The sequence below is a fragment of the Haloferax gibbonsii ATCC 33959 genome, assembly GCF_000336775.1.
In the GTDB taxonomy this organism is placed as follows: domain Archaea; phylum Halobacteriota; class Halobacteria; order Halobacteriales; family Haloferacaceae; genus Haloferax; species Haloferax gibbonsii.
The window spans coordinates 279,343-300,548 of record NZ_AOLJ01000011.1 but is presented as its reverse complement, the minus strand read 5'-3'; the positions used below and the strand labels follow the sequence as shown (position 1 = coordinate 300,548).

18 protein-coding genes are annotated in these 21,206 nt (G+C 67.0%); 13 read left to right on the top strand and 5 right to left on the bottom strand.

Features of this window, described 5'->3' with window-relative positions; all coding sequences use genetic code 11:
• Positions 1–31 precede the first annotated feature (31 nt).
• The 4 genes from C454_RS04305 (at position 32) to C454_RS04290 (ending at position 3,092) form a co-directional block, all read left to right on the top strand.
• The gene (locus C454_RS04305; protein WP_004973011.1) at positions 32–592 is read left to right on the top strand and encodes an FAD-binding oxidoreductase; all 561 of its coding nucleotides are present in this window, start codon (positions 32–34) and stop codon (positions 590–592) included.
• An 89-nt stretch (positions 593–681) separates the two neighbouring features.
• Complete coding sequence (tnpA, locus tag C454_RS04300) at positions 682–1,062, top strand: IS200/IS605 family transposase (RefSeq protein WP_004973010.1); 381 nt, start codon at positions 682–684, stop codon at positions 1,060–1,062.
• Entirely contained in the window at positions 1,059–2,384 is a 1,326-nt protein-coding gene (locus C454_RS04295; RefSeq protein ID WP_004973008.1) for an IS200/IS605 family transposon protein TnpB, read from the top strand. Before tnpA ends, C454_RS04295 begins: the two co-directional genes overlap by 4 nt.
• 252 nt (positions 2,385–2,636) lie before the next feature.
• The gene (locus C454_RS04290; protein WP_004973005.1) at positions 2,637–3,092 is read left to right on the top strand and encodes an FAD-binding oxidoreductase; all 456 of its coding nucleotides are present in this window, start codon (positions 2,637–2,639) and stop codon (positions 3,090–3,092) included.
• Between the two features lie 57 nt (positions 3,093–3,149).
• Here the strand turns inward: C454_RS04290 and C454_RS04285 are convergent, their stop codons facing one another.
• Positions 3,150–3,659 carry a DUF7529 family protein gene (locus C454_RS04285; protein WP_004973004.1) on the bottom strand — a complete coding sequence of 170 codons (510 nt, stop codon included), beginning with the start codon at positions 3,657–3,659 and terminating at the stop codon, positions 3,150–3,152.
• Positions 3,660–3,826: 167 nt separating this feature from the next.
• Here C454_RS04285 and C454_RS04280 point away from each other — a divergent pair, with 167 nt between their 5' ends.
• The 5 genes from C454_RS04280 (at position 3,827) to C454_RS04260 (ending at position 10,787) form a co-directional block, all read left to right on the top strand.
• Positions 3,827–6,529, top strand: coding sequence for an ABC transporter ATP-binding protein (locus tag C454_RS04280; RefSeq protein ID WP_004973002.1), 2,703 nt, complete (start codon positions 3,827–3,829; stop codon positions 6,527–6,529).
• A gap of 148 nt (positions 6,530–6,677) precedes the next feature.
• The gene (locus C454_RS04275; protein WP_004973000.1) at positions 6,678–8,402 is read left to right on the top strand and encodes an ABC transporter substrate-binding protein; all 1,725 of its coding nucleotides are present in this window, start codon (positions 6,678–6,680) and stop codon (positions 8,400–8,402) included.
• Between the two features lie 25 nt (positions 8,403–8,427).
• Positions 8,428–9,447: an ABC transporter permease gene (locus C454_RS04270; protein ID WP_004972998.1), complete on the top strand. Its 1,020-nt coding sequence runs from the start codon at positions 8,428–8,430 to the stop codon at positions 9,445–9,447.
• Positions 9,444–10,385, top strand: a complete 942-nt coding sequence (locus C454_RS04265; protein WP_004972996.1) for an ABC transporter permease — start codon at positions 9,444–9,446, stop codon at positions 10,383–10,385. The genes C454_RS04270 and C454_RS04265 overlap by 4 nt, the downstream gene beginning before the upstream one ends.
• A 6-nt stretch (positions 10,386–10,391) precedes the next feature.
• On the top strand, positions 10,392–10,787 hold the full coding sequence (locus C454_RS04260) for a DUF7268 family protein (protein WP_004972994.1): 396 nt from the start codon (positions 10,392–10,394) through the stop codon (positions 10,785–10,787).
• A 23-nt stretch (positions 10,788–10,810) separates the two neighbouring features.
• Here the strand turns inward: C454_RS04260 and C454_RS04255 are convergent, their stop codons facing one another.
• The 3 genes from C454_RS04255 to C454_RS04245 all read right to left on the bottom strand — a co-directional run bounded on the left by C454_RS04255 (position 10,811) and on the right by C454_RS04245 (position 16,218).
• Positions 10,811–13,423, bottom strand: coding sequence for a PAS domain S-box protein (locus C454_RS04255; protein WP_004972991.1), 2,613 nt, complete (start codon positions 13,421–13,423; stop codon positions 10,811–10,813).
• On the bottom strand, positions 13,420–14,874 hold the full coding sequence (locus tag C454_RS04250) for an ATPase domain-containing protein (protein ID WP_049904955.1): 1,455 nt from the start codon (positions 14,872–14,874) through the stop codon (positions 13,420–13,422). The genes C454_RS04255 and C454_RS04250 overlap by 4 nt, the downstream gene beginning before the upstream one ends.
• 117 nt (positions 14,875–14,991) lie before the next feature.
• Positions 14,992–16,218, bottom strand: a complete 1,227-nt coding sequence (locus C454_RS04245; protein ID WP_004972987.1) for an orc1/cdc6 family replication initiation protein — start codon at positions 16,216–16,218, stop codon at positions 14,992–14,994.
• Positions 16,219–16,939: 721 nt separating this feature from the next.
• Here C454_RS04245 and C454_RS04240 point away from each other — a divergent pair.
• From C454_RS04240 to C454_RS04225, 4 genes are read left to right on the top strand one after another with little or no spacing between them, the layout of a single operon-like run.
• On the top strand, positions 16,940–17,899 hold the full coding sequence (locus tag C454_RS04240) for a DUF4129 domain-containing protein (RefSeq protein ID WP_004972985.1): 960 nt from the start codon (positions 16,940–16,942) through the stop codon (positions 17,897–17,899).
• Positions 17,896–18,468, top strand: coding sequence for a DUF7269 family protein (locus tag C454_RS04235; RefSeq protein WP_004972984.1), 573 nt, complete (start codon positions 17,896–17,898; stop codon positions 18,466–18,468). Before C454_RS04240 ends, C454_RS04235 begins: the two co-directional genes overlap by 4 nt.
• Positions 18,465–19,733, top strand: a complete 1,269-nt coding sequence (locus C454_RS04230) for a DUF58 domain-containing protein (protein WP_004972982.1) — start codon at positions 18,465–18,467, stop codon at positions 19,731–19,733. Before C454_RS04235 ends, C454_RS04230 begins: the two co-directional genes overlap by 4 nt.
• Positions 19,721–20,227, top strand: coding sequence for a DUF7519 family protein (locus tag C454_RS04225; protein WP_004972979.1), 507 nt, complete (start codon positions 19,721–19,723; stop codon positions 20,225–20,227). Before C454_RS04230 ends, C454_RS04225 begins: the two co-directional genes overlap by 13 nt.
• 27 nt (positions 20,228–20,254) lie before the next feature.
• Here the strand turns inward: C454_RS04225 and C454_RS04220 are convergent, their stop codons facing one another.
• Positions 20,255–21,205: an AAA family ATPase gene (locus tag C454_RS04220; RefSeq protein ID WP_004972977.1), complete on the bottom strand. Its 951-nt coding sequence runs from the start codon at positions 21,203–21,205 to the stop codon at positions 20,255–20,257.
• Between the last annotated feature and the right edge of the window lies 1 nt (position 21,206).

The window sequence follows — 21,206 nt, the reverse complement described above, 5'->3', positions numbered from 1 at the left end:
TATTCCGACGGACAACGTCTGAAGATACGTTATGGACCGGTCTTACCCAGCGGTGGACGACGCCACTATCCGCGACCTCGACGCTCGTCTCCGCGGCGATGCACTCGGTCCGGAAGCGGACGGCTACGAGGAGGCCCGCACGGTATGGAACGCGATGATCGACCGGTATCCCGCCGTCGTCGTCCGGCCAGCGGACACGAACGACGTCGTCGCTGCCGTCACATTCGCTCGCCAGTACGGGCTGGCAGTCGCGGTCCAAGGCGGGGGCCACAACGTCGCCGGACACGGCGTCTGTGACGGTGGGCTGCTGATCGACTGCTCGTCGATGACGGAGATACGACTCGATGTCGAGACCAACACCGCCCGCGTCGAACCGGGTGTCACCGTCGGGGAGTTCGACCGGGCGACGCAGGTCCACGGCCTCGGCGCGCCGGCCGGAATTATCTCGGAGACGGGCCTCGCCGGGTTGACTCTCGGCGGCGGGTGGGGATGGCTCAGTCGTTCCTATGGGCTCACTATCGACTCCCTCCGGTCGGTCGAGGTCGTTACGGAAAATTCGAGGCGAAAGCCTCGCCCTTCAGGGCGGGGATGAAGTCGACCAATAGTATTCAACCGCCGACGACAGCACAGACGGGGTTCCAACGCAATCTTTAACCCGCCCGGTTGTGATAGTATGCATAGATGGTAAAGAGTACCCGTCACGCGAAATACGAACTCTACTACCACATAGTGTTCGTGCCGAAATATCGGCGTTCGAACCTGACGGGGAAGACAAAGGAACGTCTCGAAGCCATCTTCGCGGAAATCTGTGAGGACAAAGACCTCGAACTGGCCGAGTCCGAGGTCATGCCCGACCACGTACACCTGTTCATCGGGAGTCCACCCAAGAACGCACCGTCACTCATCGTCAACTGGGTCAAGGGCATCTCGGCGCGGAAGTATAACCAGCGGTACGACGACCGCGTGAAGTGGACTCGTTCCTACTACGTCGGAACAGCGGGAAGCGCCTCGAAGGGCGCTGTCGAACAGTATATCGCTGAACAGGAAGGTAGCGACGAATGAAGCGCGTCAACACCTTCGAGGTGCTTCCACAGACCGAGAACGACAAAGAGTGCCTTCTACGGCTCCTCGACGCCTCCGCTTCCCTGTGGAACGAACTGACCTACGAACGTCGCCAGAACTACTTCGGTGACGGCGACGTGTGGGACACCTCCGAGTACCGTGGACAGTACAACGGCGTCGTCGGAAGCGCGACCGTCCAACAGGTCACGCGCAAGAACAGCGAAGCGTGGCGGTCGTTCTTTGCCAAGGAGAAAGGCGAGTACGCCAACCCACCATCGTACTGGGGCAACGAAGAGGACGGACGCGAACTCCGCACCTACATCCGATGCAACCAGTACACGATTGAGTGGGGGAAGCGTAGTCGTCTCGAAATCCCTGTCGGGCAAGAACTGAAAGACGAATACGGACTCGGCTACCACGAACGACTCCGCCTCGAAGTCCGAGGCAACCCGAAATGGGACGGCAAACAGGGTCGTCTGGAACTTGAGTACGACGAGGTTAGCGACACGTTCAGGGCTTTCCAACCAGTCACCGTACCTGATTCTCGACTGGGTTCACCACTGGCTTCTCACGAAGCCGCCCTCGACGTTGGCGCGAACAATCTCGTCGCCTGTTCCACGACCACTGGGAACCAGTACCTCTACGACGGCCGGGAGTTGTTCAGACGGTTCCGCGAGACGACAGACGAAATCGCCCGCCTACAGTCGAAATTGCCCGAGAGACGGAGTCTCTCGGAATCACGGAAGACGGAGTCTTCCGGACGACTCCGAGAGGGGCGCTACTCCTCGAATCGGATTCGACGGCTGTACCGGCAGCGAACGAAACGCCGTGACCACGCACAGAACGCGCTGGTGCGCGACCTCGTTGAACGGCTGTACGACGAGGGCGTGGCGACGGTGTACGTGGGCGATTTGACCGACGTGCTGGAAACGCATTGGTCGGTCAGGGTGAACGAGAAGACGCACAACTTCTGGGCGTTCAAGAAGTTCATCCACCGTCTCGCGTGTGTCTGTGAGGAGTACGGCATCTCTCTCGAAGCCGAGTCGGAAGCGTGGACGAGTCAGACGTGTCCCGAGTGTGGCGACCACGAGGAGACGGTTCGCCACGGGGATACGCTGACGTGTCCGTGTGGTTTCGAGGGACACGCCGACCTCACGGCGTCAGAGACGTTCCTTCGGGAAAACAGCGATTGCGAAATCAGGCCGATGGCACGGCCCGTGCGATTTGAGTGGGACGACCACGACTGGTCGGGGAAACCACACCCTCACGAAAGTCCCAAAGAAGTGCGCACAAACCCGCAAGTTGCCTCCGTGGGTCGGTAGCCGAACCCCCAACGGAGGAATCCTCGCGCTTTAGCGCGGGGAGGATGTCAAGCCTCGGTTAGGACCGCCCCGTCCGCGTCGTTCGTCCCGGCGGACGTCCGTGGGGAACGAGTCGTCACCGCCTACCTGTGCTACGCAGGCGCTCTCGAAGACGGGGAGCGTGCGATTCGGCCACTACGAGAGTTCCAAGAGCCGACGGTCGACCTCGTTCGACCGCGCCAGTACACGGAGTTCCAGGGACTCTTCGACGACGTGTACCCGCCGGGGTACCGGAACTACTGGAAATCACAGTTCGTTAGCGAGGCCGGGCTGTCCGACGGGGCCATCGAGACGCTCGTCGACTACGCGAACTCGGTGACGTCGCCGTACACGTCGATCGTCATCGAGCATCTGGGTGGCGCGATTTCGCGTCTCGATTCGGACGCGTCCGCGTATGCCCACCGCGACGCTGGCTACTCGTTCAACATCTTCACCCGATGGACCGACGCCGACGAGGACGACGAACACGTCGCGTGGACGCGGGCGTTCTTCGCGGCGATGGCTCCGCACCTCTCCGACGGCGTCTCCGTGAACTTCCTCAGCCGCGAGGGGAACGAACGAGTTCGCGCCGCCTTCGGGGACAACTACGACCGGTTGGTCGAACTGAAACGCCAGTACGACCCGGAGAACCTGTTCCGGGTGAATCAGAATATCGCGCCGCGGGCCTGACGGAGAACAAGTTCCGCAGCGGAAAAAAAGCGTCTTCGACGGTCGGCGACGCGACGACTAGGCGAACTCGTCCGACAAATCGGCGTCCCAGTCCGGCGGGAGGAGCGGGTCGGGGTCCTCGTGGACGAACTCGACGCCCTTGTCGGGGTCCAGCGGGTGGACCTTCGTCCGCATCGTCTCGCCGGCGTCGAGGAGCGAGAACATGCGTTCGGACTCCGCGAGGCGGTAGTACAAGGGGAGGCAGACGGCGACTTCGTCGTCGGTGGCGCGGACGACGAGCGCGAGGTAGACGAGGCCGCCGGTGACCGCGCGGAACGCCTCGTACTCGTCGAACGTCGCGCCCGTGACGGCGGCTTCGAGGTCGGGATAGACGTCGTCGCCGACGACCACGTCGAGGCCGACGTGGTCGACGACTTCGTCGCCCGCTCCGGGGACTGGGACCACGTCCCCCGGCAGGGCGACGACGACCGTCCAGTCTCGCTCCCGATAGTCGTCGGCGAGCGCCTCGCACTCTTCGACCACCGTCTCCCACGTGCCCGACTCGTCCGAGAGCGGATGTTCTTCCATGCGGCATGGTGTCGGAGTCCGCTACCTAAACTTTGGCTTCTCCCGCCGCCGTCGCGCGCTTTCGCGCGTCACGCGGGCGACCGCAGGCGATTCAGCATTATGTTTCCCACGTATCAATTGGCAAAAATTGAAAAGGTATTTCACGCCATGCAGGTCATTCCCAGTCAATGAGGAATCTACTCTCTCTTTCGGACCTTCGAACCCAGTTCTCGACCGGCCGGGGTCGGGTCAAGGCCGTCGACGGCCTCGACCTCACGGTCGGCGAGGGCGAGACGGTCGGACTGGTCGGCGAATCCGGGTCCGGAAAGAGTGTGACGGCGTTGTCGGCGATGGGACTCGTCGACGACCCCGGCGAAATCGTCTCCGGGTCGGTCGAACTCGAGAGCGCCCGACTCGCCGAGGAGTTCCGCGAGGAGTACACCAACCCCGCCTTCGTCGACGGCGACGTCGTCAACCTCGTCGACGCCCCCGAGGAGGCGCTGCGGGCCGTCCGCGGGCGCGAACTCGGGATGATCTTCCAGGACCCGATGACCTCGCTGAACCCCTCGCTGACGGTCGGCGAGCAGGTCGCAGAGAGCCTCCGACTCCACCAGTACGGCGGTCGCCGCAAGGACTCGTGGTTCAACGCGGTCCGCGAACTGCTCCCCCGCATCAGCCGCGACATCGACGACGAAGTCGTCGAGCGGACCATCGACGTGCTCGAATCGGTCGGCATCCCCGAACCCGGCGCGCGGGTCGACGAGTACCCCCACGAGTTCTCCGGCGGGATGCGCCAGCGCGTTCTCATCGCCATCGCGCTCGCCTGTCAGCCGCGCGTGCTCGTCGCCGACGAGCCGACGACCGCGCTCGACGTGACCATTCAAGCGCAGATTCTCGACCTCATCGACGACCTGCAGGAGGACCTCGGCATGTCGGTGCTCATGATCACCCACGACCTCGGCGTCGTCGCCGAGACGTGCGACCGGGTCGCGGTCATGTACGCCGGCGAAATCGTCGAGGAGGGGCCGGTCGAGGAAATCTTCCACAACCCCTCGCACCCCTACACGTACACGCTCCTCGAATCGCTCCCGAGCGAGGAAAAAGAGCGCCTGACGCCCATCGAGGGCAACGTGCCGGACCTCATCGACATGCCCGAAGGGTGCCACTTCGCGCCCCGGTGTCCGTGGGCCCAGCCGGAGTGTACCTCGGGCGAGATACCGTACAAGCAACACGGCGACGACGCCGTGGACCACCGCTCGAAGTGCATCCTCGACGACTTCGACACCGACGAGTACGGCGGCGACGCCATCGAGTCGTCGACGGGCACCGAGCCCTCCGACACGCCGCTGCTCGAAGTCGACGGCATGCAGAAGTACTACGAGCAGGCCGACGGCATCCTCGACCGCTTCCTCGGGGCCGACGACCGGAGCGTGAAGGCGGTCGACGGCATCGACTTCACGGTCTACGAGGGCGAGACGCTCGGCTTGGTCGGCGAGTCCGGCTGCGGGAAGTCCACCGCCGGGCGGAGCCTCCTGCACCTGACGCCGCCGACCGGCGGGCGCGTCGTCTTCTCGGGGACGGACCTCTCCGGGCTCGACAGCGACGAACTCCGCGCGATGCGCCGCGACATGCAGATGATCTTCCAGGACCCGCTGTCGTCGCTGGACCCGCGGATGACCGTCGGCCAGACCATCCGCGAGCCGCTCGACGTCCACGACCTCCCCGTGTCCGACCCGGACGTGCGCGGCGAGGCCGACGTCACCGTGACCGGCATCGACGCCGAGCGCGTCTCGGTCACCGCGAGCGACGAGATCGACGCCATCGTCGGCTCCTCGAACGGCGTCGCAACGGCCACCGTGACCGTCACGGTCGCCGACGGCGAGGTCGACGTGGCCGTCGAAGAGCGGCTCCGCGCCGAGGTCGAAGTCGAGCGCGAGGGTGACGTCGTCTCGGGCGTCACCGTCCGCGTCACGCCGGGCGACTCGACCAGCGAGCGCCGCCGTCGCCGGGTCCACCAACTGCTCGACGCGGTCGGCCTCGAAGTCGGCCAGTACGACCGTTACCCGCACGAACTCTCGGGCGGCCAGCGCCAGCGCGTCGGCATCGCCCGGGCGCTCGCAGTCGACCCGGACTTCATCGTCGCCGACGAGCCGGTGTCGGCGCTCGACGTGTCCGTGCAGGCGCAGATTCTCAACCTGCTCGAAGACCTCCAGGAGCGCTTCGGGCTGACGTACCTCTTTATCGCCCACGACCTCTCTGTGGTTCGCCACATCTCCGACCGCGTCGCCGTGATGTACCTCGGCGAAATCGTGGAGGTCGCGGCGACCGACGAGCTGTTCGACGACCCACGACACCCCTACACGCAGGCGTTGCTGTCGGCGATTCCGGAGCCCGACCCGGCCGCCGAGACCGACGACCGCATCATCCTCGAAGGCGACGTGCCGAGCCCCATCAACCCGCCGTCGGGCTGCCACTTCCGGACGCGGTGTCCGCAGGTCATCCCGCCCGCGGACCTCGACATCGAGCAGGCGGCCTACCGCGAGGTGATGGACCTCCGCCAGCGCGTCGAGCGCGAGTCGCTGGACGTCGAGACCGCCCGCGACGCGGCGCTGGACGCGGGCGACCCGAGCGCCGAAGCGACGGTGAGCGCCGACGGCGGCACCGCCGACGCGGACGCCGTCGTGGACGAACTCCGCGAGTCGCATCTGTCGCACACGCTGTCGCCCGAACTCCGGGGCGTCGTCGACCGCGCGCTCGAACGCGTCGTCGCCGACGACTGGGACGAGGCGAGCGAGATTCTCCGCGAGCGATTCGAGAGCGTCTGCGAGCGCGACGCGCCCGAACTGGGCGAGCAAGCGCACCCCGCGGCGTGTCACCTCGTAGACGAATAGGCGGCGCGTCGGGGCCTATACGGCCTCTCGTCACCTATTCGACGTTTTTTGATTGTCTCGTATTTTTACCGGAACAGGTCGACGGTGTCTCTCGTTCCTCGCTTCAGCGCTTCGTTATTTTTATAGGTAGCCATTGATAGATACACGTATGTCACAAGATGGCAATGATGTTTCGCGGCGTCGGTTCCTGACGGCCGCAGGAGCTGCTGCAGCGACGGCCGGACTCGCGGGCTGTTCCGGCGGCGGCGGTGAGGACACCACCACCGAATCCGGTGAGACGACCGGTGAGGGCGAGACGGACCAGACCGAGACGGAGACCGAAGACGGCGGGTCGACGTCGGTCCTCCGCTACGGTCGCGGCAGCCACTCGCCGACGCTCGACTTCCAGAACAGCACGAGCGGCGAGGTCGCGAAGGTGACCGAACAGCTCTACGACACGCTCATCAACTTCGAGCCGGGCCAGTCCACGCTGACGCAGGGACTCGCCACCGAGTACTCCCTTGAGGGCCAGTCGGCCTCCATCACGCTCCGCGAGGGCGTGATGTTCCACAACGGCGAGGAGTTCACGGCGGAGGACTTCGTGGCGACGTATCGCCGCTTCGTCGACAGCGACTACGAGTACTACGCCGGCGACGACTACGTCTCGGCGTACGGGCCGTTCACCCTCGGCTCGTGGATCGACGAGATTCAGGTCGACGGCGACTACTCGATGACGATTCAGCTGACCCAGTCGTACGCGCCGTTCCTGCGTAACCTGGCGATGTTCGCGGCGGCGGTGCACTCCCTCGCCGCAATCGAGGAGTACGGCACGGACCTCAGTTCGAACCCCGTCGGCACGGGCCCGTTCCAGCTGAGCAACCTCGACGACGCGAACGAGCGCATCCGCCTCGAAGCCAACGCCGAGTACTGGGGCGAGGGGCCGAACGTGGACGAGGTCGTCTTCGTCACCATCGGACAGAACTCGACGCGCGCTCAGTCGCTCGCGTCGGGCGAACTCGACATCATCGACGGACTCGGCGCGCAGTCGTCCGTCCAGGTCGAAAACGCCAGCAACGCGAACCTCGTCCGCACCGAGGGTATCAACATCGGCTACATGGCGTTCAACATGGCGAGCCGCGAGGAGTTCCGCGACCGCCGCGTCCGGCAGGCCGTCAGCCACGCTATCAACACCGAAGCCATCGTCAACGAGATTTACTCGGGCTTCGCGACGCAGGCGAGCCAGCCGCTCCCGCCGAACGTCCTCGGTCACAACGACGACATCGACCCGTACCCGTACGACCCCGAGGAGGCCCAGCGCCTCCTCGAAGAGGCCGGCTACGGTGACGGCTTCTCGTTCGAACTGGCGACGTTCCAGAACCCCCGCGGCTACAACCCGTCGCCGATTCAGACCGCAGAGACCGTCGCGTCCAACCTCGGCGAAATCGGCATCGAGGTCGACATCAACCAGCAGTCGTTCGGGCCGTTCCTCGAATACACCGCCCAGGGCCGCCACGACGCGTGTTTCCTCGGCTGGTACACCGACAACGCCGACCCGGACAACTTCATGTACGTCCTCCTGCACCCGCAGGTAGAGGAAGGCGAACTCACGGAGGGACAGGACTGGGTCAGCTTCGACGCTGAGGGCTACAACACCAGTAACCGCTCGGCGTGGGCGAACCGCGACTACATGGACCTCGTCGAACAGGGCCAGAGCACCTACGACGAGGCCGAGCGCGAGTCGCTGTACAACGAGGCGAACCAGATCGCACACGACGAAGCCCCGTGGGTCTACCTCGACTACGCGGACGAGCTTCGCGGCGTCTCCAACCGCGTCAGCGGGTTCCAGATCGCCGCCATCAGCGGTCCGTACCTCAACCTGGTCAGCCTGAACTGAGGCACTGACCGCGCCCTCGACTTTCATGATTTCCACACGATTCGTACTCAAGCGGCTGCTGTTGCTCGTCCCCGTGCTGGTGGGAGTGGCGTCGCTCGTCTTTTCCATCCTGCACCTCTCGCCGGGTGACCCGGCGCTCACCATCGCGGGCGAGCGCGCCAGCGAGGAGTTCGTCCGGCAGATCGAAGAGAGCCTCGGCCTGAACGACCCCATCTGGGTGCAGTACGGGCGGTTCCTCGTCGATGCCGCGCAGTTCCAGTTCGGCGAGTCGTTCATCATCCAGCGGAACACCGCGGTCCGCGAGGTGCTCGCCAACAAGCTGCCGGTCACGCTCGAACTCGCCATCTACGGCCAGCTCATCGGTATCTCGCTGGGCATCCCGCTCGGCATCCTGAGCGCCGTCAAGCAGGACAGCATCACGGACCACCTGACCCGTATCGGCGCGCTCGCCGGCATCAGCGTGCCCATCTTCTGGAGCGGCCCGCTTCTCATCTTGCTGTTCGCGCAGGTGCTCGGGTGGCTCCCGACGAGCGGCCGCATCTCGGTCCTCTACAACGTCGAGGCCATCCGGGTGACGGGGCTCGTCACGGTCGACACGCTCCTCGCGGGCAACTGGGAGATGTTCGTCTCCGCGGTCCGCCACATGATTCTCCCGGCGTCGGTCATCGGCGTCTACTCGATGGCGCTCATCTCCCGGATGATGCGCTCGTCGATGCTGGAGGTCATCCGGCAGGACTACATGCGGACCGCCCGCGCGAAGGGCCAAGGCGCGAAGATAACGGTCCTGAAACACGGCTTCCGCAACGCGATGATTCCCGTCATCACGGTCATCGGCATCCAGTTCGGTGGCCTGCTCGGCGGCGCAGTACTCACGGAGACGGTGTTCGCCATCGGCGGCATCGGGACGCTTCTGGTCGAGGCCATCAAGGTCGGCGACTACCCCATCGTGCAGGGGACGGTCCTGACCTTCGCGTTCCTGTTCACGCTGGTCAACCTCGGCGTCGACATCACCTACTCCATCCTTGACCCGAGGATCGAACAATGAGCACGGAAACCACGACCACGACCACGAACGAGACGGCGGCGGACGTCGACCAGCGCGGGCTCATCGACCGCCTGACCGCGTCGCCGTTCGTCTCCCGACTGCTGTCGAACCGCCTCGCGCTCGCCGGCATCGCCATCATCGTCGCGATGGTGGTCATCGCGCTGTACGCGCGGCTGTTCTTGGACCTCGAGGTCATCACGCAGTCGCAACTCGGGACGAACCCGAACCGCGCCCCGCCGAGCCTCGACTACCCCTTCGGAACTGACGGGCAGGCCCGCAGCCTCCTGCCGCGGGTGGCCTACGGCGCGTGGTACGCGATGCTGTTCGGCACCGTCACGGTCGCCGCCTCGACCGTCCTCGGCGTCGGTCTCGGCATCGTCGCGGCCTACTACAGCGACGTGACCGACAACGTCATCATGCGGACGATGGACGTGCTGCTCGCGTTCCCGTCGCTCCTCTTGGCGCTGGCGCTCGTCGCCATCTTCCCCGACGAACTCGGGCTGTGGCGGGCGGTCGCCGCCCTGACGCTCGTCTACACGCCGCGGTTCGCCCGCGTCGTCCGCGGGGCCGCGCTGACCGTGCTCGAAAACGAGTACATCGACGCGACGGTCGCGCTCGGCGCGGCCGACCCGCGGGTGCTGATTCGGCACGTCCTGCCGAACTGTCTCGCGCCCATCACGGTCCAGAGCACGCTCAACTTCGGGCTGGCAATCATCGACCTCGCGGCGCTGTCGTTCCTCGGCTTCGGTGCCGAGGCCGGGACGCCCTCGTGGGGGCTCATGCTCTCGAACGGCGTGAGTCAGGGCCTCCTCACGGGCGTCTGGTGGTGGTCGTTCTTCCCCGGGTTCTTCCTCGCGCTCACCGTGCTGGGGTTCAACCTCCTCGGCGACGGCATGCGCGACGCGCTCGACCCGCGGATGCGCGAAGCGGTCGACTGACCGACCGTGTCAGCGCCACCGGAGCCGGCGGACGCGGACGCGGACGCGCCCCCCGCGCTTGAACGGGCGGCCGTTCGCCTTCGCCTCGTCGGCACCGCGGCCCTCGCGGGCGCGCTCGTCGCCGCCGTCTGGCTGGTCGCCACGCTGGTCGTCGGTGATTTCGCGGGGAGCGTCGAGACGACGTTCGCGCTCGGCTCGCTCGCGTTCGGGTTCGGCCTCCTCGGCTGGTCCGGGGCGGTCGCGCTCGGCCGCGGTATCGAGTCGATGCAGACGCACCTCGACACCGGAACGGGGTGGACGGAAGCGGACGCTCGGCGGGCGATGGCCCGGATTCTCGGGTTCGGGCTCGGCGTGATGCTCGGGGCGACGACGGTCGGTACGGCCGTCTCCGCCGTCGCCTGAGTCCGCCGAGCGAAGCCTCGGCGTTAGGCTCTCGGCAGTCGAAGCTCGATGACCGTCCCGTTCGGTTGGTTGTCCACGATATCCATCGAGCCGTTGCTGTTCGTCACCGCCCAGCGGACGAACCAGAGACCGAGCCCGTTCGTGTGCTGGAGCGGTGACTCCCGCCCGGTCATAATCGATTCGCGTTCGAGCGGTGGGAGTCCCGGCCCGTTGTCGGCGACGCGGACGACCACCTGTTCCGGACCGTCGTCGTCGGCGACAGAGAGTTCGATTTCGACCTCGTCGCCGCCGTAGACGACGGCGTTGTCGACGAGTTCGTTCACCGCGAGTTCGAACGTCGAGTGCGCCCACGCGTGCGCGCTCTCCGGCGCGTCGACGGTGATGGTCGCCGCAGGGTAGCTGATCCGAGCGCCTTCGACCACGTTGCGGACGCAGTCAGCGACGTTCTGCGGTTGCACTCGCTCGGTCACGTCGGGGTCGAGCGCGGAACTGAACTTCCGGGCCGTCTCGGCGAGCGAGAGGAGTTCGCTCGTCGCCCGCTCGATGGCCGCTGCCGATTCGCGCGTGTCCTCGTCGTCGGTGCCTTCGAGTAGCATCGTCGCATGCGCCTGCGCGATGTTCATTTTGTTCCGGAGGTTGTGTCGGATGACGCGGTCGAGGACGGACAGCCGACGCTCGTGTTCGTGGAGGTCGGTCACGTCGCGGCCGATACAGACGATACCGTCGAACTCGTCTTCGGAAGACTTCGCCGCGATAGTCGTCTGAAACTGCCGCTCGGAACCGGTTTGGCCGGCGACGACCGTCTCGATGGTCTCCTCGGCGCTATCGCCCGCGAGGAGCGACGCGATGGCCTCCAAGAGCGCTTGCGAGTGGTGCTCGCCGAACACCGTCGAGACGTGTTCGCCGACGAGGTCGTCGGGGTCGCGGCCCAGCAGGTCGGCGGTCGCGCTGTTCGCGAGGACGAACCGGAGGTTGTCGTCCAGCGTGTAAATCGGGTCCGCGGTCGTCTCGACGATGCGCTCGTAGCGTTCGAGTTCTCTCGACCGGGCCTTTCGCTCGGTGATGTCTTGGACGGTTCCTCGGAAGACGGGGGCGTCGGTCTCCCGCGTCGCGACGCCGCGGACGTTCACCCAGCGCATCTCGCCGCTCGCCGTCTCGAGGCGACATTCGAGTGACTGTTCTTCGCCGGTTTCGACGAGCCGTTCGAACCCCGCTCGGACCTTGGGCTCGTCTTCGGGGTGGTAGAACGAAAACGCCTCCGAGAGGTCGAACACCGTCCCCGGCTCGACGCCGAGGAGCTCCGCGAGCCCGCTCGTGAACAGCACCGCTCCGCTCTCCGTGTTGACCTCCCACGCGCCGACCGAGGCGATCTTCTGGCTCTGGTCGAACAGGTCGAGCAATCGCTCGCGCTCGCGCTCCTGTCGCTTCTGTGCTGTCACGTCCTCGATGGCGGCAATCACGCCGACGTGCTCCCCGTCGCTTCCGGTCAGCGGAGCGGCGTTGACGACGAGCCACCGCCGCTCGTCGTCGACGCCGATACCGTGTTCGAAGTTCGTGACCGTGTCGCCGGTCTCTCTCACCCGGTCGAAGGGGAGGTCGTCGCGGTCGAGCGGTTCCCCGCGTGCGTCGACGAGGTCCCACTCGGGGGCGTCGTACGACTGTCCGAGCACGACCGACCGCCGCAGACCGAGGACCTCCTGGGCCGCCTCGTTGGCGCGCACGATAATCCCGTCGTCGTTGAGGACCGCGATGCCGACCGGACTCGTCTCGAAGAGCTGTTTGAGCGTCTGGGTCTCGTGGATGAGCTGGTTCTTGAGCGCGTGGCGGACGGTCGCGTCGGTCTGGAACCCGACGAAGTGGGTGAGCTCGCCGTCCTCGTACACCGGCGATATCTTCAGTTCGTTCCAGAAGGGCGTCCCGTCCTTTCGGTAGTTCGTGAGACTGACGGCGACGCTCTCGCCGGCTTCGATCGCCTCGTGGAGTAGCTCGACCGGCTCGGTGTCGGTCTCTTCGCCCTGTAGAAACCGACAGTTCCGACCGAGCACCTCCGAGCGGTCGTAGCCGGTCATCTCCTCGAAGGCGTCGTTGATGTACGTGAGCGGCTGGTCGTCGTCGGCCTCGGTGATGGTGATGCCGACGGTCGCGCTGTCCATCGCGCGGCGGTACAACGCGAGTTGGAGCGACTGCCGCCGGGTCTGGAGGAGCGATTCGACCCGCGACCGGATGACCGCCTTCGGCGCGGGCACCGCGAGCACGTCGTCCGGAACGTCGTCGAGTCGTCGCGCGGCGACGGCCTGTTCGTCTTGGGCGACCGTCAACAACACCGGTACGAACCGGTCGTCGGCGTCGGCTTTGCGCTCGGCGAGCGCGTCGGCGACGGCCGAGTACGTCGCCATGTCGACGATACAGAGGTCGAACTCCGGGAGCGGGTCTTCGCCTGCACCTTCGTCTCCGTCTTCGCCTTCGCCTCCGCTTTCGCGGCCGCGTTCCCAGACGATGACCTCGTACGCGTCGAGGAGTTCAGCCAGTAGCTCGCGGTCGCGAGCGCCGCGGACCGCGAGGAGTATCCGTTCGTCCCCGGACGCGTCTCCGGCGGAACGTGTGTCGCTCCGCGACGCGTCTTCGCTCACGGTCACTCATCCTCGTTCCACGTCGGCGTCCCCGTGAGGATGCCTCGGAGTTCGTCCAGCGGTTCGCCGACGACGATGCCGTCGCTCCCGATTTTGAACGACCGGAGCGTCGGCTCGAAGGAGCCGAACCGCTTTTTCAGGACGCCGATGGCCTTGCGAATCTCGCCGCGCACCTCGATGTACCGGATGAACAGGATGTTGTCCGCGAGGTAGCTCACGTGGTTGTCGGAGGCGTGGAACGCGCCGGTGACCTGCTGTACCTCCTCGGTCAGCACGACGGTGACGCCCATGTTCTTGAGGTACCGCGCCAGCGCGTGGAGTTCGCGGCGGATGTCGCTTCGCTCGTCGGTGAGGCTGAGTTGGTAGCCGGCCGTGCCGTCTATCATCACGAACTCCGTGCCGTTCGCCTCGACCTCGGCGCGGACTCGGTGGGCGAACTCGTCGGTCGAAATCGAGAGCGGTTCGACGGCGTCGACCCGGAGGTTCCCCGACTCGACGAGGTCGTCTATCGGGATGCCGATGGACTCGGAGCGGTGCCGGAAGCTCGATTTGCTCTCTTCGAAGAGGTAGACCGCGGCGCGCTCGCCGCGGTCGGCGGTCGCCCGCGCGAACGCGGCTCCGGTGGTCGATTTCCCGACGCCGCTCGGGCCGCTGATGAGCGTGATGCTCCCGCGCTCGATGCCGCCGCCGAGCAGGGTGTCGAGGTCGTCGATGCCGGACGAGAGCGGTTCGATGGCGAACTCGCGGTGGTGCGACCCGGGGACGAGCCGCGGGAAGACGCGTATGCCGTGGTCGCCGTCGATTCGCATGGCGTGCGGCCCCGTCTGGGAGTCCGACCCGCGGAACTTCTCGACGCGAACCGACCGTCCCTCCTCGGACCGCAGGAGCGACAGCGACCCGTCACAGAGGTACGCGAGCGTCTCGTCGGTGTCGTCGCTCGACGGCTGGCTCGTGAACATCGTCGTCGTCCCCGACTGCTTGAGGTAGCTCAGGAGCGACGAGACGAGTCGACGGAACTGGTGCTTGTCCGACGAGAGCCGGCCGAGTTGGCTCAGCGGGTCGATGACCACCCTGTCGGGTTCACGTTCCTCGATTGCCGCTTTCAGTTCGGCCGTCGTCGATTTCCCTTCGACCTCGCTCGGCGACAGCATCGTGTACGCCTCGTCGTCGAGGAACGCCTCGGGCGACGGGCTCAGGTCGAGAATCGGCACCGCGGCGAGGTCGAACCCGAGCGTCTCGGCGTTCGCTCGGAGGTCGGCCGCGGACTCTTCGAAGGAGATGAAAAGCACGTCTTCGCCGCGTTCGACCCCGGCGGACAGGAAGTGGTAGCCGACGATAGTCTTTCCCGCCCCGGACGCTCCACGGACCATGTACGTCCGGTTCGGCAGTAGCCCACCGTCCAGCACTGTATCGAGTCCGGAGATACCCGTAGAGAGTCGTGGCGAGAGATTCGTCATGCTACTCACGTCTCACTGGCACACTAAGAAACTACCACCGTCTGAGAATGGCGTGTCGCGTCTCAGAACAGCACGCCTCAGAAAAAGGTCTCGGGAGGCCGCGGCGTCCGGTGGGGTTCAGACTGCCTCGGCCTGTTTCGCAGTCTTCCGAATCTCGTCGAGGACGGAGTCGAGAGCGAGCACGTCCGAGAGCGCTTCCATCGCGCTGGCGAAGGGGACGTCGAGCGCGTAGCTGTAGTAGTTCCCGCGCGAGCCGGTGCGGTTCTCCTCGGCCGAGAGGATGCCGAGCATCCGGAGGTCAGAGAGGTGGTTGTGGACCGACCGCTGGGCGAGCGGGTCGATGCCGGCGGAGTTGCACAGCCGGAGGTACTCCTGATAGAGGTCGCGCATCCGACACGGCGTCTCGTCGTGGGCGGCCTTCGAGACGACCGCGAGGAGCGCGAAGTGACCGTTTTCGGTGAGTTCGCGCATCCCCTCGACGACGCGTTCCTGTTCGAGTTTCTGCCGGGCGATGTCGACGTGGTCGAGCGTGATTCGCTCGTCGTCTTTGTTCTCGGCGTGTTCGCCGGCCAGTCGGAGGAGGTCGAGCGCCTGTCTCGCGCTCCCGCTGTCGCGGGCGGCGAGCGCCGCACAGAGGTTGAGCACGCCCTCCTCGCAGGCGTCCTCGGCGATGGCGACCTCAGCCCGCGATTCGAGGATGTTCTGCAGTTCGGGCGCTTGGTACGGCGGGAAGTGCAGTTCGCGCTCGCAGAGGGTGTCCTGCACGCGCGGGTCGAGCTGGTCGTGGAACTTGAAGTCGTTCGAGATGCCGATGAGGCCGACCTTGGCGTCTTCGAGCTTGCCGTTCGAACGCGCCCGCGGGAGTTCGTAGAGGAGTTCGTCGCGGTCGCCGATGGAGTCCACCTCGTCGAGGACGATGAGAACCGTTCCGCCCACGTCGTCCAACTCCTGAAACAGCTTCTTGAAGACGGTCTGTTGGGGGTAGCCGGTCGAGCTAATCTCCGCGCCCGGTGGCCGAAGCTCGTTGACGAGTTCGACCGCCACCTGGTACGAGGAGTTGAGGGTCTTGCAGTTGATGGAGATGACGCTGAGGTCGACGTCGTCGTACTGCGAGACGTCTTCGAGGAGCATCTCGAGGAGGAACTCGGTGACCGCGGTCTTCCCCACGCCGGTGTTTCCGTACAGGAAGACGTTGTTCGGCTCCCAGCCGTCGACGACCGGTTGGAGCGCGTCCATGTACTCCGAAATCTCGTCGTCGCGCTCCTCGATGCGCTCGGGCTTGTAGGACTCCCCGAGGGCGTCCTTGTTGGTGAAGACGTTTTGTTTTCGCTCGAACCGGCGCATTAGCGTCGGTCCGTTGTGGCGTCCCCTTATTTAAAACCCCGATTTCATCTGATTCATGTGAATTGCGGCGGCGGTGTCGTCGGGTGATGGGCGGCGTGTTCGGGTCGGAATCGTCGCCTTCTAACTGACCCTCGGTACCGCATACCGTGGTTCGTGTGAACTCGTTTGAACAGACACACACCACTTTTGCAAGTGAATAGGAGGATACGAGAGTAGCTAGTAGAACAACAGAGCGCGAGTTCAACTAAAGCGTTGACATGTCTCGGTGCCCGCGGTGCAGTTTGTAGTCAAACGTTTCTGTCGTGAACGGCCCGTAAACGGTCCAGTTCGGGAGAAGCCACCTGCAACGGTGGTGGGTGACGACGTTCGAGTCGCGACCGAGGTTCACTTGCACCCGTGCTCTCTCCGAGTGCCCGCCGATGCCACCCCCTCTCGGCGTTACCACGCTTCACGTGCAACGGTGGTGTCTGTGTGTCTCCCCAGCCCCTCCTTCCCACCGCCAATTCACTTGCAAACGTGGTGTGTGGGTGTCGTGCCTCGGCGTTCGTCCGCCGTACCCGCGGCTGGTTCACTTGCACGGGTGGTCTGTTCGGACGGTCATCCGGCACGGGAGGCGCGGCCACCGTTCGGTCCGAACGGATGCCGACACGACGTCGCTCACGTCCCGACGACCGCCCCGTCCCTCGAAATGTCTTTACCCCGCATACTGTTACCTACCATCGTGGACCGTTCCGCCCTCCGCGCACTCGCGCTCGCCCTCCTCGCGGTCGTCGCCCTCTCGGTCGTCGCCGCCACCATCGATTCGACCGTCGTCAGCGACGGCGGTCCAGTCGGCTTCGGTGGCGGCGAGACCGGGGGCGCAGTCGCTGGTGACACAGACGAGACCGGCGTGCAACCGACCGGCGGGTCGTTCGACGGCCTTAGCATCCCGACGCCGTGTCTCCCGTGGCTGCTCTCACCCGGAATCCTCGCCGGGGTCGCCCTCGTCTTCGTCCTCCTCGGCGCGTACGCCTACCGAGAGACCGGCTCGTTGCTCCCGCCGCTCGCCATCTTCGTGGCGCTCGGCCCGCCGGTCGTTCTCCTGTTCGCCCTCCTCACGGCGTGTCGCCGCGAGTTCTCGTTTTCGTCTCGCGCCGCGGCCGCCGCGCGCAACGTGTCGTTTCTCCCCGCCGGCGGCGGCGGCAGTCTCGGCGACGGCGGCGCGGCACAGGCCGTCTCGCCGCCGACACTCCTGTTCGGCCTCCTGTTGGGGGTCGCGCTCGTCGTCGCGGTCTTCCTGCTCGTCACCGGGACCAGCGACTCGCCCGAGGCCGACGACGAAATCGACCCGGCTGCCGAGGAGGAGGGACCGAACGTCGCCGCCGTCGGGCGGGCCGCCGGGGCCGCGGCCCAGCGCATCGAAGACGGTGACGCCGACGTGGAAAACGAAGTGTTCCGCGCGTGGGGAGAGATGACGGCGCTCCTCGACGTACCGAACCGCCGCGCCGCGACGCCGGCCGAGTTCGCGGATTCCGCCGTCGACGCGGGCATGGACCGCGACGACGTGGGCGACCTGACGACGCTGTTCGAGGAAGTCCGCTACGGCGGCTTCGAGGCGACGCCGGAGCGCGAGCGCCGCGCGGTCGACGCGCTCAGGAACATCGAAGCCACCTACGCCGACGCGACGGGGGACGACCGATGACGCTCGCGCGTCGGCTGTTCTTGCTCGTCGGCGTCGTCGCCACGGCCGCGGGCTTCGCGGTCGTCGCCGGCGTCTCGCTCGGCCTCGAACTGACGGACATCTTCCTCGGTCTCGTCGCGGCGCTCGCGGCGCTTCAGGGGCTTCGGTACGTCCAGCGCCGCCGCGAAACCCCGATGAACACCACGGTCACCGGCGACCCGGAGGCGAGAGTCGCGGTCCCGATACCCGGCTCCGACTTCGACGACGACCTCGTGTCGGCGATGGGTCGACACACCCACTGGGCCGCCCGCAAGCGAGTCGTCGACCGACTCGAAGCGCGGGCGACACAGGCCCTCGTCGCCCGCGACGGCCGCGCCCCCGAGGAAGCGGCCGCGCTCCTCGACACCGGCGGCTGGACCGACGACCCGGTCGCCGCGCGCTTTCTCGGCGCGTCCGTTTCGATTCCGCTCCGACAGCGCGTCCGGCTCTTCCTGTCTGGACAGTCGTCGCTCACCGACCGCGCCGGGCGAACCGTCGCCGCGATAGAGCGAATCGGCACTGACGACGGTCCCGCGGGTGAGCGCCGATGAGCCGCGGGTTCGACACCGAACGCTGGACCGGTCTCGACGGCCTCGTTCTCGCCGCGGCCGGCGCGGGCGTGTTCACCCGCGAGGCGTCGCTGCTCCTCGCGGCCGGCCTCGGCGTCGTCGTGCTCGGCTACGTCCGGGTCGCGGCGATTCCCGAGGTGTCGCTTCGCGTCGAGCGCGACCTCTCGGACGCGACGCCCGACCCCGACGACGAGGTCGAGGTCACGCTCCGCGTCACCAACGAGGGGTCGCGGACGCTTTTCGACATCCGGGTCGTCGACGGCGTCCCGCCGGCGCTCGGCGTCGCCGACGGCCCCGCCCGACTGGGGACGGCGCTCAGGCCGGGGGCGACCGCGACGGCGACCTATACGGTCACGGCCGTCCGCGGCGAGCACGCGTGGGAGGAGACGGTCGTCGTCGTCCGCGACCCGAGCGGGGCCGTCGAGTCCCGCGAGACGGTCAGCGCCGAGACGACGCTCCGGTGTGAACCCGAACTCGCCGCGACCGCCGACCTGCCGCTTCGCGGCCTCACCTCGAAGTACGCCGGCCGCGTCGAGACCGACGTGCCGGGGTCGGGACTGGAGTTCGCCTCCATCCGCGAGTACCGCCACGGCGACCCGATTCGGCGCATCGACTGGAACCGGCGCGCCCGCACGGGCGAACTCGCCACGGTGGAGTTCAGAGAAGAGCGCGCCGCGGCCGTCGTCCTCGTCGTCGACACCCGCCCGGAGGCGCACGTCGCCCCCGACGACGAGGCGGAGACCGCGGTCGAGCGCTCCGTCGACGCCGCGAGCGTCGCCTTCTCGGCGCTCCTCGACAGCGGCGACAGCGTCGGCGTCGCGGCGTTCGGGCCCGACGAGTGCTGGCTCGCCCCCTCGTCGGGCGCCGACCACCGCGCCCGCGCCCGTCGGCTGTTCGCGACCCACCCGGCGTTCGCGCCGACGCCGCCGGACGGGGCCTTTTTCCCCTCCGTCGCCGTCCGCCGACTCCGGCGTCGGCTCGCCAGCGACGCGCAGGTCATCTTCTGCTCGCCGCTCGTGGACGACTACGGCGTGTCGGTCGCCCGCCGCTTGGAGGCCTACGGCCACGCCGTGACGGTCGTCTCGCCCGACCCGACGACGACCGCGACCATCGGCGCGCGACTCGCGCGCATCGAGCGCGACCTGCGGCTCCGCGAACTCCGGCGGAGCGGCGTCCGCGTCCTCGACTGGGGTGACGAACCGCTCGGCGTCGCGCTCGCGCGGGCCGAAGCGGGGTGGTCGCGGTGAGCGAAATCACCCGCAAGCCGACCCGGACGGGGACCGCGATGGCGCTGTCAGTCGCCGGGCTCACGACGTTCACGCTCGGCTTCACCACGTCGACCGCGGCGGTCGGCGGCCTCGTCGCGACGGTCGCGCTCGCCGCCGGGCTGTTCCGGGGCTCGCGGCGCATCGTCGACGCCGCGGGCGGGCTGTTCTTCCTCTCGCTTCTCTTCGCGGGCGCGAGCGGGGCCGGAACGGAGGCGCTCCTCCTCGCCGCGCTCGGCTCGATACTCGCGTGGGACATCGCGGAGAACGCGCGGTCCGTCGGCGAACACCTCGGCCGCGAGACCGACACGCTCCGGCTCGAACTCGTCCACGCGGCGGCGACGCTCGTCGTGCTCGCGGTCGGGGCAGCGGTCGTCTACGGCGCGGACCGGGCGGCCGCCGGGGGCCAGCCCATCACGGCCGTCGTCTTACTGCTGGTCGGGGTGGTCGCGCTCGTGACGGTCGTCACGCGCTGAGCGGCGTGTCCGCCGCACGGCTCCCACTCACTCCAGCGTCGGCACGGTCACCCGGCCGAGCACGTCGTCGACGACGTCCGATTTCCGCACGTCCTCGACCCGTGCGTCCGGGGTCAAAACGAGCCGGTGGGCGAGCACGGACTGCGAGACGCGTTTCACGTCGTCGGGCGTGACGAACGCGCGGCCCTCGATGACGGCGCGGGCGCGGGTCGCCTCGAACAGCCGTTGGGTCCCGCGGGGCGAGACGCCGATGCGGACTCGGCGGTCGGTGCGCGTCTCCCGCGCGAGTCTCGCCATGTATTCGAGCAGGTCGTCCTCGACGCGGACCGACTCGGGCGCGCGGCGGATGGCGGCGACGGTGTCGCGGTCGAGGACGCGTTCGACGCTCGGGCTCTGTTCGCTCCGGCCGGCGCGCCGGTGGAGGAGTTCGACCTCGCCGTCGAGGTCGGGGTAGCCGATGGCCGACTTCACGACGAACCGGTCGACCTGCGCTTCGGGGAGGGTGAACGTCCCCTCCTGTTCGACGGGGTTCTGCGTGGCGATGACGAAGAAGGGCCTCGGGAGCTGGTGGGTCTCGCCGTCGACGGTCACCTGTCCCTCTTCCATCGCTTCGAGGAGCGCGGCCTGCGTCTTCGGCGGCGCGCGGTTTATCTCGTCGGCGAGGACGACGTTCGCGAAGATGGGACCCGGCGAGAACTCGAAGGTCCGCTCGCGTTCGTCGTAGATGTTCGTCCCGGTCACGTCGGCGGGAAGCAGGTCCGGGGTGAACTGCACGCGGGAAAACGACAGTCCGAGCGCGGTGGCGACGCTCCGCGCGGTGAGTGTCTTTCCGGTTCCCGGGACGTCTTCGAGGAGGACGTGGCCGCGGGCGAGGACGCCCGTCAGGACGGTTTCGAGGAAGGCTCGGTCGGCGATGACGGCCTCCGAGATGGCGTCGAGCACCTCGGTGCACGTCTCGCTGGCCGTGTCGATGTCCATA

Coding starts and splice junctions, on each gene's coding strand:
- C454_RS04285 (WP_004973004.1), bottom strand. CDS start 3,659: ATGGAAGAACATCCGCTCTCGGACGAGTCGGGCACGTGGGAGACGGTG.
- C454_RS04230 (WP_004972982.1), top strand. CDS start 18,465: ATGAGCCGCGGGTTCGACACCGAACGCTGGACCGGTCTCGACGGCCTC.
- C454_RS04275 (WP_004973000.1), top strand. CDS start 6,678: ATGTCACAAGATGGCAATGATGTTTCGCGGCGTCGGTTCCTGACGGCC.
- C454_RS04220 (WP_004972977.1), bottom strand. CDS start 21,205: ATGGACATCGACACGGCCAGCGAGACGTGCACCGAGGTGCTCGACGCC.
- C454_RS04250 (WP_049904955.1), bottom strand. CDS start 14,874: ATGACGAATCTCTCGCCACGACTCTCTACGGGTATCTCCGGACTCGAT.
- C454_RS04265 (WP_004972996.1), top strand. CDS start 9,444: ATGAGCACGGAAACCACGACCACGACCACGAACGAGACGGCGGCGGAC.
- tnpA (WP_004973010.1), top strand. CDS start 682: ATGGTAAAGAGTACCCGTCACGCGAAATACGAACTCTACTACCACATA.
- C454_RS04245 (WP_004972987.1), bottom strand. CDS start 16,218: ATGCGCCGGTTCGAGCGAAAACAAAACGTCTTCACCAACAAGGACGCC.
- C454_RS04305 (WP_004973011.1), top strand. CDS start 32: ATGGACCGGTCTTACCCAGCGGTGGACGACGCCACTATCCGCGACCTC.
- C454_RS04235 (WP_004972984.1), top strand. CDS start 17,896: ATGACGCTCGCGCGTCGGCTGTTCTTGCTCGTCGGCGTCGTCGCCACG.
- C454_RS04280 (WP_004973002.1), top strand. CDS start 3,827: ATGAGGAATCTACTCTCTCTTTCGGACCTTCGAACCCAGTTCTCGACC.
- C454_RS04270 (WP_004972998.1), top strand. CDS start 8,428: ATGATTTCCACACGATTCGTACTCAAGCGGCTGCTGTTGCTCGTCCCC.
- C454_RS04295 (WP_004973008.1), top strand. CDS start 1,059: ATGAAGCGCGTCAACACCTTCGAGGTGCTTCCACAGACCGAGAACGAC.